This is a genomic window from uncultured Salegentibacter sp. (assembly GCF_963972535.1).
Taxonomy (GTDB): domain Bacteria; phylum Bacteroidota; class Bacteroidia; order Flavobacteriales; family Flavobacteriaceae; genus Salegentibacter.
Window position 1 is genome coordinate 1 of record NZ_CAXAVR010000017.1, and the last position, 12,789, is coordinate 12,789.

Below are 12,789 nucleotides of genomic sequence, written 5' to 3' on the forward strand. Positions count from 1 at the left end.
AACTTGGAATAGAAAATAAACAAGGTCAAATTGGTGTAGATGAAGCCCAGGAAGTGGTTAAATCCCTTTCCTTAAAAGCTTATGAAGGCGGATTTAAAATAATGATTATTTGGATGGCCGAAAAAATGAATACCGCGGCTGCCAATAAATTGCTGAAATTAATAGAAGAACCGCCAAACAATACCCTTTTTCTTCTAGTTACCGAAGATGAAGAGCAAATTATACAAACCATACGGTCTCGTTGCCAGAAACTACATTTCCCTCCTCTACCGGAAGATGAAATTGCGGCATTTTTAGAAAAAAATGAAAATTGTAGTAAACCTGAAGCTTTAAAAATTGCCCACCAGGCTAACGGCAGTTATACCCGCGCTTTACATTTATTACAAAAAGATAGCGGAGATCAGCAATTTGAAACCTGGTTTATCAATTGGGTACGTAGTGCATTTAAAGCCAAAGGAAATAGATCTACGGTGCTTGAACTTATTGCCTGGAGCGAAGAAATTGCAGGAATGGGCAGGGAATCTCAAAAGAGCTTTTTACTGTATTGCATAGACTTTTTCCGTCAGGCCTTAATGCTGAATTATAAAGCCGAAAAACTGGTCTATCTTGAACCGGCAACGCCTGGATTTAAACTGGAAAAATTTGCGCCGTTTGTGCACGGAAATAATATAAAAGATATTATAGAAGCTCTAGAAGAAGCCATTTATCATATTGAAAGAAACGGAAATGCAAAAATTATACTCACCGATCTTTCTATAAGACTAACCCGATATTTACATAAAAAAGCCGCTTAAAATTATGGAGAACCTTTACGCGAATATTACAGAACTTCTTATTCTATTATTTATTCTAATTACATTTTTGCAATCTGGGATAGATAAAGCTGCAGACTGGAAAGGAAATACCGGTTGGTTAAAAGAGCATTTTTCAGGAACATTTCTTGCCGGGCAGGTACCGCTTATGGTGGGAATAATAATGATAATTGAAATCATTACAGGGTTTGCCACTATCCTGGGAATAATTTGGCTAATCGCTTATAATGACCCTACAATAGCGCTTTACGCTTGCATATTGGCTGCTATCACCCTTTTAATGTTATTATTCGGACAAAGAATTGCTAAAGATTACGCCGGTGCCTTTACATTAACCGGCTACTTTATCGTAGTGATCTTTGGAGTTTACTTAATGTCTTAAAAATAGAAAAAGGCCTGAGAAGTTTTCTAATCTCGTCATCCTGAATTTATTTCAGGATCTAGGTTAAAATAACTTAGAAGCTGAAACATCCCGGAGCTTCGGGACAGCTTTACGAAAAGAATGACTTCTCAGACCTCTTTTAAAAACTCAGAACTTAAGTTCTAGTTCTTGTTATAAGTCTCATTCAAATTATCAAGGATTTCCTGGGTAAGATCTTTCCCATCTTTCGCATACATAATGTTGGCAGACTCATTAGAACCAAAAATGTAGGTATAGCCATTCTCTTCGCCGTAATCTGCTACATATTCCTTTACTTTATCTACAATAGAATCTATAACAGCATCGCTTTGCTCTCTAAGACGATTGCCTTGCATTTGCTGTTGCTGTTGGATTCTTTGCTGCTTCTGCATTAACTCTTGCTCTTTTTCCTGGCGCTGCGCCTGGGACATAGAATTCATTTCCTGTTGGTAAGCCTGAACTTCCTGCTGAAATCCTCTGGCAATAGAATCTAATTGTTTTTTTACCGAATCTGATTTAGAAGTAAAGTCAGCTTCAACATCTTTCATTTCTTTGTACTCCTGGATAAGTTTTGTGGTATCTACATAAGCCGTTTTTTCCTGGTCACAGGAAGTAAGCAAAACAGCAACTACCAAAATCATTAAAAGTTTTTTCATCATTAATTGAATTTGTTTGCCGCAAATGTATGAAAGTTAAATTTTCGATTTAAATCAAAACTGACTTATGAAGTATATATAAGAAATTCTTATATAAAAAATTATAATGATAAACTTAATAGATAAAAAATGAATTAAATAGCTTAAAAATAAGCTGGTTTCTCAAAATTAACCTGATATTCTATCATCCTAATACCCAAACGAGCTTAAATAAGCTTAAAATAGGTTTTTTAGCATTTCTGAAAGAAATAAACGAGAGATGAATACTCTGAAGTGCGTTGTGCTCTTAAATTTGATTCCAGGCCAGTTTTAAAAGCTTTTATCATATTTGATTTTCCCGTTTTGTTTTTTTCTGAAAGTAAACTCACATAGAAGGAATCAAAAACCAGAGGTTTGGTTTTAAGCTTTTCAAAATTATGTTTTTTGAATAACCCGGTAATTCCAGTTTGAGAAAAATGCCAAAGATGTCTGGGCACATCGTAAGCCGCCCAAAATTCTTTGTAATATTCGGCATCAAAACTTTTAAAATTCGGAACTGCAATAACCGCTACCCCATTTGGTTTTAATAAGCGATACGATTCCTTTAGCTGAAAATCTAAATCTGGAACGTGCTCTAAAACATGCCACATAGAAATTACATCAAAAGAATTATCTTTAAAGTAAGATAATTCTTGCTGAAGTTCAATTCCTTTTTCAGCAGCTAATTTTCTTGCCTGTGCATTTGGTTCAATACCTTCAACATTCCATTTCTTTCTTTTGGCAGTTTGTAAAAAATCTCCGGTTCCGGCACCGATATCTAATAAGTTATTTCCTTTAGAAACTTTATTGACCCACTTCAATTTTTGCAGTAGCATAAAATTCTTAACCGCCTGGTAAGTTTTATCGGTTAGAGTTTTACTGGAATCTGTATGAGAAATATAATTTTCACTTTTGTAGTAAGCCGAAAGATTTTCGGGTTTTGGAATCGTTTCTAAGATTTCAAAATCACTTCTCTTTTGTAATTGAAATTCTTCGCCAGAAACTAAATGATCTTTACAGGTTAAATGAAAATTTTTATGGCTCATTAAAAGAATTTTTGATCGGGGTTATTCACGGTAAAGTTTCTAAATTCTTCTCGCATTTCAGCTAATTGTTCGAGTAGCGGTTTTTGAAAAATAGAACTTTCTGCTAAGTAATCTACTCCGGTTTTATCGGTAACTGTAATACCAACAAAAAACTTTAGATCACTCTCTCTAGTTTCCACTCCATCGCCAAAAAAAAGTCCGGTGAGATCCATATATTGTTCCCTATCGGAATAATCAAAAACGGTGACAATAAATTCGTGATCTGATCCTTTTAAAAAACTGGTTTTAAAATTCATTAAATCGTCTTCACTTTCTAAAGCAAAATAATTCCTAAACCAATCTCGTGTTTTTTGAACTTTAATGGAACTACTAAATTTAAAAGAAGTATAATCAGATTTATCTTCGGGAGAATTTAATTCTGAAGTCTTAATTTCCTTTACAGAATGCGTAGTAATTATGCAGGATTGAAAAATCAAAAAAGTGAAGAGCAATAAGAAGCTCTTATTCCTTAAACTCGTTATTAAATAATGAAAAATTCGATTGATCTTTAATAGTTTTTCAAGTTATCCTGCGAAATTTATCTCAACAAAGTACTCCAAAAATAAAATTGTTCCACGTGGAACTTTTAAAATTATCTTCCCATATAAACCAATAAAACGGAAATATCATTAGGACTCACCCCGCTTATTCTTGATGCCTGTGAAATTGATGTTGGTTGAATTTTATTTAGCTTTTCCCGTGCCTCAAAAGACATAGATTTGATCTTAGAATAATCAAAACTAGTCGGAATTTTTACATCTTCCAGTCTATTTAATTTATCAGCATTATTCTTTTCCTTTGCAATATACCCTGAATATTTCACCTGAATTTCAGTCTGCTCCAAAATCTCGGTATTCAAATTATTCTCCTGAATATATTTTTCTACTCCAGGGAAATTTCGAACATCATCCATCGTAATATTTGGACGGGAAAATATTTTAAAAATCTTATCGCTTTGTTTCATTGGAGAGGAATTATTCTCTTCCAAAATAGGATTTGCATCCTCGTGAGAAACGCTTTTATTCTTAAGGAAATTTACAAAATCAGAAGACTTTTCCTTCTTCTCTTCCATTTTCCGCATACGTTGTTCAGACGCCAAACCTAATTTATAAGAGCGTTCAGTCAATCTAAAATCGGCATTATCCTGGCGCAATAAAGTTCTATATTCCGCACGGGAAGTAAACATTCTATAAGGCTCTTCTGTACCCTTTGTAATCAGATCGTCTATAAGAACACCTATATAAGCTTCGTTTCTCTTGATGATAAATTCTTCCTTTTCCTGAACCTTTAAAGCAGCATTTATTCCCGCCATTAATCCCTGGCAAGCCGCTTCTTCATATCCTGTAGTTCCATTAATTTGACCGGCGAAATATAGTCCCTCAACCAACTTGGTTTCCAAAGTATGTTTCAACTGCGTAGGTGGAAAATAATCGTATTCAATCGCATAACCAGGTCTAAAAAATTTCACATTTTCAAATCCGGCAACAGATCGTAAAGCTTTAAATTGAACGTCTTCAGGAAGCGAAGTAGAAAAGCCATTAACATAAACTTCTACCGTATTCCATCCTTCAGGTTCAACAAAAAGTTGGTGTCTGTCCTTATCAGCAAACCTATTTATTTTATCTTCTATACTTGGGCAATATCTCGGACCAATACTTTGAATACGTCCATTAAACATTGGCGATCTTTCAAAGCCATCTTTAAGAATTTCATGCACCTCTGGAGAGGTGTAAGTCATATAACAAGACCGCTGTTTTTTTAAAGGTTGGGTTTCATCTAAAAAAGAAAATTTAGAAGGAATATCATCCCCGGGCTGCTCTATCATTTTGGGATAATCTAAAGATCTACCATCTACTCTTGGGGGAGTTCCTGTTTTCATTCTGCCAGATTCAAAACCTGCATCCACAAGATCTTTTGTAATCCCGGTTGCGGCTCTTTCTCCTGCTCTACCGCCACCAAAATTCTTATCTCCAATATGAATTAATCCATTTAAAAAAGTACCGTTGGTAAGCACCACAGATTTCGCACGAATTTCCAAACCTAAAGAAGTTCTAACTCCTTTAAGTTCGTTACCTTCTAAAATCAAACCGGCAACCATTTCCTGGTAGAAATCCAGATTTGGAGTTTGCTCTAATCTAAGTCGCCAATGCTCAGCAAACATCATTCTGTCGCTTTGCACTCTCGGGCTCCACATTGCAGGACCTTTAGATTTATTAAGCATTTTAAATTGAATGGCACTCGTGTCACTAACCAATCCACTGTAACCTCCCATCGCATCAATCTCACGCAAAATTTGTCCTTTTGCAATCCCTCCCATAGCAGGATTACAACTCATTTGCGCAATATTCTGCAGGTTCATCGTCACCAACAAGGTTTTAGAACCCATATTTGCGGCTGCGGCTGCGGCCTCACTTCCAGCGTGACCAGCACCTACTACAATAACATCATATTCACTTTCGAACATAAAAATTCTTCTTTCTAAATTTATTGTTCCACGTGGAACAATGCAATCTTTTCGTCTTCCTTCTGTCGCATTAAAGCGGCTTCACTTTCAGTCTTATCTCCATATCCACAAAAATGCAAAATCCCGTGGATTATAACCCTTTTAAGTTCTTCAGAAAAATCAACATTGTACTCTTTTGCATTTTCGGTTACTCGATCTGTACTAATAAAAATATCACCGTTCAATTCGTCTCCTTCAGAATTATCAAAAGAGATAATGTCGGTATAAGTATCGTGGTCTAAAAATTTGAGATTAATCTTATATAAATAATGATCGTCACAAAAAATATAATTAATCTCTCCAAGTTGTTTCTCTTCTGAAGAAATTACTTTTCTAATCCAGGTATCAAAAGATTTTTCATCCTGAAACTCGAAATCATTTTCCGAATAAAAATTAATTATCTGTTCGCTCAAAATAGGTTTTTACTTTCTGTTTATAAATTTCGCGCAAAGGTAAGCTTTGTCTATTTAAAATTTCTAAAGAATTAAAATATTCTTTAGCCTTAATACTTTGATCTTTAGTCGTGTTATCAAACTGCTGAAGATTGGTTTCAGACTCTCGCTTATTATTTTCTCCCTGTTGCAAACGCGCGTCTTCATATTCCATCAATTCATGTTCCAATTGCTGCAATTTTTGAAGGTTTTCAGGATCAAAACCTTTGTTCAAAAGTTGTTCCTCGGCATCTTTCATTTGCTCTTCAATTTGTTTTCCCCGTTGCGATCCTTCTTTTTCATTTAATTCCTGTAAGCTTTGCCGCAATTCCTGCTGATCTTTATAAATCTCAAACAAGTCTTCCATCTCCCCTTCTCCCGTTCCTTCCCCGGGCTTCTTACCTTCGTTCTGCTCTCCTTTTTGTTGTTTTCCCTGTTCCTGGAATACTTTATTTATTTCCTGCTGCTTCTTAATAATATCCTGAAGTTGAAATTCTGAATTTTCACCCTGCCCTTTTCCTAATTGCGGATTCGCCTGTTGTTGCATCATCGACAGAATTTCACTCAGCATATAAGCCAAATCATTAGCACCGGTTACGACATATTGCTGGCTCGCGGTTCCCTGGGGTAATTGATTTTCGGCAAGCCGCTCAAGCGATTTATCGATATCAAATTCAATATCGGTTAAGCTCTTAGTAATGTTCTCGGTGATCATAGGATTACTAAGCGCAAGGGAATATAAACTATCATCAATATGCCTAAAGTTTTCCCTAAGATCGTTTTGCCTTCTAAGCCTGGCCGCGTATCCAGGATTATTAATATCTATTTTACTGAAATCTTCCAAAATCTCTTCCTGCTGAAATGAAAATGTGACCAAATTATCTAATATTTGTCGAAGCGTTTCAATATCGGCCTTTAGTTCTTCTCCATTTTGCTGCATAGCACGTTGTTGCATTTTTTGGCTCATTTCCTTCATTTGCTGCGCAGCATTCTTCTGTTTTTCTTTTGCCTTTTCCCTGTCTCCTTTATCTAAATTTTCCTCGGCATCATTCAATTCTTTTTCTATACTTTCTTCACCAACTTCCTCACGCGGTAAATCTGTTGGCTTTTGTAAATCGTTATTATTCTCTTCTAACTGATCCATTTCCTGCTGAAATTCTTCAAATTCTTCCGAAATTTTCTTTTGTTCGTCTAAAGATTCAGCATCAGAATTTTCCGACAATTGGTTTTGTTTCTCAGAAAGCTTATCCAAATCTCTCGCCAATTTTTGAAGCTTTTCTTCTACATAATAGCGTTTAGTTAATTCTAAAAGCTGCTCTAAGTTTCTTTCTTCACTCTGATTTCTTTTAGAAAGCTCTTCCAGTTTTTCTCCCAACTCTTCCCTATTGATCTTATCGCCTATTTCCTGCAATTCTTCCAATAGTGCTTCATTCTCCTGCAATCGTTTTTCATTTCTATCCAAACGTTTTTTGAGTTCATCTTTTTCAGGAGAATCCGAATTTAATTCTTGCTGATTTTCATTAAAACTATTTTTAAGTTTTTCAGAATAATTGCGCATCATTTTAGATTGCTGCTTTTGCCGTTGAATAAAATTTTGAAGTTTTTTACGCTGATTATAATCAAGGTTTTCATTCTCTTTTTGCAAGCGGTTAAGTTCATTTAATTCTTCTTCTGAAGATCTAATATCCGTTAAACTTTCACTCAAATTATTTATAGACTCACCTTGTTGACGTAACTTCTCCTCCTCTATCTCCTCGCTTGTTTTCTTTCTAAAACTAAAGGTTGAAGTTTTTGTATTTTTACTCCCATTCACCGCATCATTATCCCAAAGCTGAAAGTAGAAATTGTAGGTTTCTCCGGGTTCTAAATCTAAATTACCGGGAAATGTGTAATGAAAATCATCAAATGCGGCGTCAGAGATCGAAATCTCTTCTTTCTTAAGTCTATCTTCTTTATTTTCAATATAATAAACCAGTTTCAAGCTATTTAAACCGTAATCGTCAGAAAGTTTTCCATAGAAATATTGTGTAGTATTATCTATACTATCCAGTTTCTGTTGAATTTCAATTACCGGATATTCATCCTTGATCACGTTTATAGAATAATCTAAAGCCTCAAAATTTTTAATAACCATATTTGAAGTGCTAACACTATAATCCAAACGGGAATAAACCGCCTGGGAATATTGGAAATCTGAATTTTCAGCAGAAAGTTTTATTAAAGTATCTTCAGTCGTAAAATTTAGAATTTCGGTATTTCTCGTATTAAAATTCCAGGTGATTTTTGTGCCTTCCGGTACATTTACATTCCCAGAACCACTTAAACTATCGTTAAGCTTTCCTATGTAATTGGGATAGTTAAACTTCATTTTAAAATCTAAAAGTTTGGGTACCTTTAGGGTTTCAAGGATATATTCTTTAGAATTTATGCCGTTAGCATTCAATCTAAAATTCACATTATTTTGAAGCCTTTTAAAGGTATATTCAAAACTTCCAGGCGCAATTTGTTTCAAAAAATAGGTTTGTCCGTTGTAAGTAATTTCAGGCTTTTCGGGAGTGATATTTCCTTCTGTTTTTACCAGGATTTTATATTCAGAATTTTCCCTGGCTTTTAAGGAATCGTTTAAAATTATAAACCGGAAGGGCGCAGGAGATTCAAATTCGGTATTATGTTTTGCAAGTCTATCTAATGGCGAAGCAATCAATTTAATATTTCCGGTTACTAAAAGTCCTAAAATCAATACTACTGGAAATAATGCGTATTTTAAGTATTTCCTGTTCTCCTTATAATCTACAGCGCGGGTAAATGGAACTTTATTTAATTCGGCCGACTTTTGTTCAATCCCCGCTAATAATAATTCAGATTGTTGCGAATCTTTTTTAAGCTGAAGAATATTCAGCAATTTATCGTTTACTTCAGGAAAATGCGCTCCGATAATTCTTGAAGCTTCTTCATCATTTATTCCGCTAGAAAATTTAAAGAACTTTGCCAATGGGATTACAATAAAGTATCCCAACAGCATCACCTCTACTCCAACAAAAATCCAGAATAAAAAGGTTCTTGCTGAAGGTTCTAACCACAGAAAATGTTCTATCGCCAAAACGCTTAGGAAATAAAGCAAGCCTATGGCCAGAAATAAGATAATTCCTTTCAGCAATTTATTCAGGTAAAACTTCCTGATAAAGGCCGCCAGCTTTCTTTTTATTTGATTGTAATTTTCCATAATTGAAGCTTAAAAATACAACAATTTTGGCGGAGTGATTTCCGTAGTATTGATACGACTCTCATTAGGTTTCGTTTAATAAGGTTGTATCTTTGTGCCTAAAAACAAAACTAGATATGTCTGCTAAAGTTCGCGTGCGTTTTGCGCCAAGTCCAACCGGCCCTTTGCATATTGGCGGGGTAAGAACAGCTTTATATAATTATTTATTTGCCAAAAAACACAAGGGAGATTTTGTGTTGCGTATAGAAGATACCGATCAAAACCGGTACGTTGAAGGTGCTGAAGATTATATTGTTGAATCCCTTAATTGGTGCGGAATTCCTTTTGATGAAGGTCCCGGAAAAGAAGGTGATTATGGCCCTTACCGCCAGAGTGAACGCAAAGATATTTATAGGAAATACGCCGAAGAACTTTTGAAAAAAGACCAGGCTTATTACGCTTTTGATACCGCTGAAGAATTAGACGCACATAGAAAAGACCACGAAGAGAAAGGCAAAACCTTTATCTACAACTGGCATAATAGAATGAAATTGCAGAATTCCCTTGCACTTTCTGAAGACGAGGTTAGAGAAAAATTAGATGCCGACGAGAATTACGTGATCAGGTTTAAATCTCCTGAAGACGAAAATCTTCATATTAAAGATGAAATTCGTGGTGAAATGGAAATTGACACCAGCACTTTAGACGATAAGGTTTTGTTTAAAAGTGATGGGATGCCAACTTACCACCTGGCCAATATTGTAGACGATCATTTAATGGAAATCTCTCACGTTATTCGTGGTGAAGAGTGGTTGCCTTCGCTGGCGCTTCATTTTATGTTATACAGAGCTTTTGGATGGGACGCTCCTAAATTTGCGCATTTACCGCTAATTTTGAAACCCCAGGGAAAAGGAAAATTAAGCAAAAGAGATGGAGATAAATTAGGTTTTCCAGTATTTCCGCTGGAATGGAAAGATCCTAATTCCGGAGAAATTTCTGCAGGTTATAGGGAAGATGGATATTTCCCTGAAGCCGTTACCAATATGCTGGCCTTTTTAGGTTGGAATCCCGGTACAGAACAGGAATTCTTTAAACTGAACGAACTGGTGGAAGCTTTTGAAATAGACCGTGTACACAAGGGAGGAGCCAAATTTGATCCTGAAAAAACCAAGTGGTTTCAGCAACATTATATGCACGAGGCAGATGAAAAATTAGTCGCTGAAAAACTGGAAAAAATAATTGAGAAAAAAGAAATTAAAGTTTCTTCAGACTACGTTTTAAAGGTAGTTAGCTTGATGAAAGAACGTGCTGTTTTTGTAAACGATATTTGGGATCAGGGTTATTTTTTCTTCCTCGCCCCTACTTCTTACGATCCTAAAAATGCAAAAAAAGCATGGAAGGATGATACAGCCGATCTAATGCAGGAATTAATTCAGGTTTTACAAAAACAGGAAGATTTTAAAGCGGAAGCCGTTCAGGCCAAAGTAAAAGCCTGGATCCAACAAAAAGAAGTTGGTTTTGGGAAAGTAATGCAACCCTTTAGATTAGCCTTGGTTGGTGCTATGCAAGGTCCAGATCTTTACGAAATCGCTGAAATGATTGGAAAAGAAGAAACCATTTCCCGTTTGGAGAAAGCGATAAAAACGCTGGGATAACAATTTGGAACAAAATAGGCTGCTTGCACGTCATTGCGAATGAGGTACGAGTGAAGCAATCTTTTCAGTTGAAGAGATTGCTTCACCCGATAAAAATCGGGTTCGCAATGACGATAACAGCCTATTTTTAGTTTTTACCTTCTACCACATAGCTAAGTAAACTACTTCAGAGCAAGCTCAAGAAGCATTATTTTTGGAAAATACAATTTGATTTCGAGTAAAGCCTCAGTACATTTAATCTCGATTATCGAGCAAACTTTCACTATCTTGGGAGAATCAACTTATATCTCCTAAAATTATGCTTAGCTACGTCTTCATCCCCATCATTATTGTTTTATTTCTGGTGATTCTTTTCAGCGGAATTTTCACTGTTCGTCAACAAAAAGCGGCGATTTTAGAACGATTCGGAAAATTTAAAAGCATTAAAAACTCCGGTCTTCATTTAAAGATTCCTATAATAGATCAAATTGCCGGCAGAATCAATTTAAAAGTACAACAACTTGATGTTTTGGTAGAAACCAAAACCAAGGATAACGTTTTTGTTAAGCTGAAAATATCGGTGCAATTCCAGGTAATTAGAACTAATATTTACGACGCCTTTTATAAACTTGAAAGTCCGTCAGATCAAATTACGTCTTATGTTTTTGATGTAGTGCGGGCTGAAGTTCCAAAAATGATTTTGGATGATGTTTTTGAACGAAAAGACGATATCGCCATTGCCGTTAATAGAGAACTTAATCAATCTATGCAGGATTATGGTTATGACATCATTAAAACGCTTGTAACAGACATTGACCCTGATGAGCAGGTAAAACATGCGATGAACAGAATAAACTCGGCAGAACGCGAGAAAGTGGCTGCAGAGTACGAAGGAGAAGCAGAAAGAATACGAATTGTTGCTAAAGCTCGCGCTGAAGCCGAAAGTAAGCGTTTACAGGGACAGGGAATTGCCGATCAAAGAAGAGAAATTGCCCGCGGATTGGAAGAAAGCGTGGATGTTTTGAATAATGTAGGGATAAACTCCCAGGAAGCTTCGGCTTTAATTGTGGTGACGCAGCATTACGATACACTGCAAGCCATTGGTGAAGAAACCAACAGTAACCTTATTTTATTACCAAATTCACCCCAGGCCGGCAGCGATATGCTAAATAATATGGTGGCTTCATTTACAGCTTCTAACCAGATTGGAGAAGCTATGCGTAAGAAAAACGAAGAAATTGAACAGGAGAAAAAGAATCAGGATGATTCGAGAAGGAAATAATTATAAACCTCTTCTGGTGTATATAAAAAAGGTTTGAAAGTTTATTTTTTATCTCCGTCAACCTGAACTTGTTTCAGGTTCTAAAATGTTAGATTCTGAAATAAATTCAGAATGACGTATGATTCAAAAACAAACTTTCAAACCCTTATAGTATATCTATAAGAAATTTTCTAACCTTTTACTTTAGCAGTTACCTTTTTTAACCCGGTAAGCTTTGTTACAGCTTTAAGGATAAAGGCTTTTTGCAAAATAGAGCCTGCCATACTTCCCATAAGAGATAAGGGAGACATAGCACTTTTAGTGCGCTCTATATTCAATTTGATCTCCTCCTGGTCTATTTTGGTTTGAAGTTTCAGAATTTTTAAATCCCGATCTATTTCTTTGAATGAACTATATTCCTTCATAGTGCTTAATCGTTAAAAAATTTTCTTGAAACTTTTACTAACAGAATCTTCTCAATTGGTTTTCTTCCGAAGAATAATATTCCCAGGAATAATAGTAAATAGAATCCGCCTACAATAAAGTAACCGGAACTTGGTGTACCAATAGCTTCACTAATAAGTATAGCCACCGCTACTGAAAGTAAAATTAAGGCAAAGATGAAAAATATACCCAGCAAAAGCCCCTGAACAAGACCAATGGCCCCTTTCATGGCTTGTTTAAAGAATTCAAGTTTATAATATTCGGCATTGCTGTGGGCAAATGCCTTCAAATTATAATTTAGCTCGTCAATACTTCTGGATAGTTTTTCAAATGCCATAAAATT

12 protein-coding genes are annotated in these 12,789 nt (G+C 35.6%); 4 read left to right on the forward strand and 8 right to left on the reverse strand.

Features of this window, described 5'->3' with window-relative positions:
* Together AACZ30_RS03940 and AACZ30_RS03945 are read left to right on the forward strand one after the other, a co-directional pair.
* On the forward strand, window positions 1–794 hold a 794-nt coding region (locus tag AACZ30_RS03940; protein WP_339647863.1), incomplete at its 5' end, for a DNA polymerase III subunit delta'.
* A 4-nt stretch (window positions 795–798) separates the two neighbouring features.
* Window positions 799–1,194: a DoxX family protein gene (locus tag AACZ30_RS03945; protein WP_339647864.1), complete on the forward strand. Its 396-nt coding sequence runs from the start codon at window positions 799–801 to the stop codon at window positions 1,192–1,194.
* A 161-nt stretch (window positions 1,195–1,355) separates the two neighbouring features.
* On the opposite strand, the gene AACZ30_RS03950 is transcribed toward AACZ30_RS03945, so the two are convergent.
* From AACZ30_RS03950 to AACZ30_RS03975, 6 genes are all read right to left on the reverse strand, one after another.
* Complete coding sequence (locus AACZ30_RS03950; RefSeq protein ID WP_317040666.1) at window positions 1,356–1,871, reverse strand: OmpH family outer membrane protein; 516 nt, start codon at window positions 1,869–1,871, stop codon at window positions 1,356–1,358.
* A gap of 227 nt (window positions 1,872–2,098) precedes the next feature.
* Entirely contained in the window at window positions 2,099–2,932 is an 834-nt protein-coding gene (locus AACZ30_RS03955) for a class I SAM-dependent methyltransferase (protein ID WP_339647865.1), read from the reverse strand.
* Window positions 2,932–3,423, reverse strand: coding sequence for a hypothetical protein (locus tag AACZ30_RS03960; protein ID WP_339647866.1), 492 nt, complete (start codon window positions 3,421–3,423; stop codon window positions 2,932–2,934). The genes AACZ30_RS03955 and AACZ30_RS03960 overlap by 1 nt, the downstream gene beginning before the upstream one ends.
* A gap of 140 nt (window positions 3,424–3,563) precedes the next feature.
* Window positions 3,564–5,435, reverse strand: coding sequence for a tRNA uridine-5-carboxymethylaminomethyl(34) synthesis enzyme MnmG (gene mnmG / locus AACZ30_RS03965; RefSeq protein ID WP_339647867.1), 1,872 nt, complete (start codon window positions 5,433–5,435; stop codon window positions 3,564–3,566).
* A gap of 20 nt (window positions 5,436–5,455) precedes the next feature.
* Window positions 5,456–5,875 carry an rRNA maturation RNase YbeY gene (gene ybeY / locus AACZ30_RS03970; RefSeq protein WP_339647886.1) on the reverse strand — a complete coding sequence of 140 codons (420 nt, stop codon included), beginning with the start codon at window positions 5,873–5,875 and terminating at the stop codon, window positions 5,456–5,458.
* Window positions 5,868–9,128: a hypothetical protein gene (locus AACZ30_RS03975; RefSeq protein ID WP_339647868.1), complete on the reverse strand. Its 3,261-nt coding sequence runs from the start codon at window positions 9,126–9,128 to the stop codon at window positions 5,868–5,870. Before AACZ30_RS03975 ends, ybeY begins: the two co-directional genes overlap by 8 nt.
* A gap of 116 nt (window positions 9,129–9,244) precedes the next feature.
* On the opposite strand from AACZ30_RS03975, the gene gltX reads away from it, so the two are divergent.
* Both gltX and AACZ30_RS03985 read left to right on the forward strand, forming a co-directional pair.
* Complete coding sequence (gene gltX, locus AACZ30_RS03980) at window positions 9,245–10,762, forward strand: glutamate--tRNA ligase (protein WP_339647869.1); 1,518 nt, start codon at window positions 9,245–9,247, stop codon at window positions 10,760–10,762.
* A gap of 298 nt (window positions 10,763–11,060) precedes the next feature.
* Entirely contained in the window at window positions 11,061–12,023 is a 963-nt protein-coding gene (locus tag AACZ30_RS03985; protein ID WP_339647870.1) for an SPFH domain-containing protein, read from the forward strand.
* A gap of 170 nt (window positions 12,024–12,193) precedes the next feature.
* On the opposite strand, the gene AACZ30_RS03990 is transcribed toward AACZ30_RS03985, so the two are convergent.
* Both AACZ30_RS03990 and AACZ30_RS03995 read right to left on the reverse strand, forming a co-directional pair.
* Window positions 12,194–12,427, reverse strand: coding sequence for a DUF6327 family protein (locus AACZ30_RS03990; RefSeq protein ID WP_075325367.1), 234 nt, complete (start codon window positions 12,425–12,427; stop codon window positions 12,194–12,196).
* A gap of 5 nt (window positions 12,428–12,432) precedes the next feature.
* Entirely contained in the window at window positions 12,433–12,783 is a 351-nt protein-coding gene (locus AACZ30_RS03995) for a phage holin family protein (RefSeq protein ID WP_339647871.1), read from the reverse strand.
* Window positions 12,784–12,789: the final 6 nt, after the last annotated feature.

Coding starts and splice junctions, on each gene's coding strand:
- AACZ30_RS03945 (WP_339647864.1), top strand. CDS start 799: ATGGAGAACCTTTACGCGAATATTACAGAACTTCTTATTCTATTATTT.
- AACZ30_RS03950 (WP_317040666.1), bottom strand. CDS start 1,871: ATGATGAAAAAACTTTTAATGATTTTGGTAGTTGCTGTTTTGCTTACT.
- AACZ30_RS03955 (WP_339647865.1), bottom strand. CDS start 2,932: ATGAGCCATAAAAATTTTCATTTAACCTGTAAAGATCATTTAGTTTCT.
- mnmG (WP_339647867.1), bottom strand. CDS start 5,435: ATGTTCGAAAGTGAATATGATGTTATTGTAGTAGGTGCTGGTCACGCT.
- AACZ30_RS03975 (WP_339647868.1), bottom strand. CDS start 9,128: ATGGAAAATTACAATCAAATAAAAAGAAAGCTGGCGGCCTTTATCAGG.
- gltX (WP_339647869.1), top strand. CDS start 9,245: ATGTCTGCTAAAGTTCGCGTGCGTTTTGCGCCAAGTCCAACCGGCCCT.
- AACZ30_RS03985 (WP_339647870.1), top strand. CDS start 11,061: ATGCTTAGCTACGTCTTCATCCCCATCATTATTGTTTTATTTCTGGTG.
- AACZ30_RS03990 (WP_075325367.1), bottom strand. CDS start 12,427: ATGAAGGAATATAGTTCATTCAAAGAAATAGATCGGGATTTAAAAATT.
- AACZ30_RS03995 (WP_339647871.1), bottom strand. CDS start 12,783: ATGGCATTTGAAAAACTATCCAGAAGTATTGACGAGCTAAATTATAAT.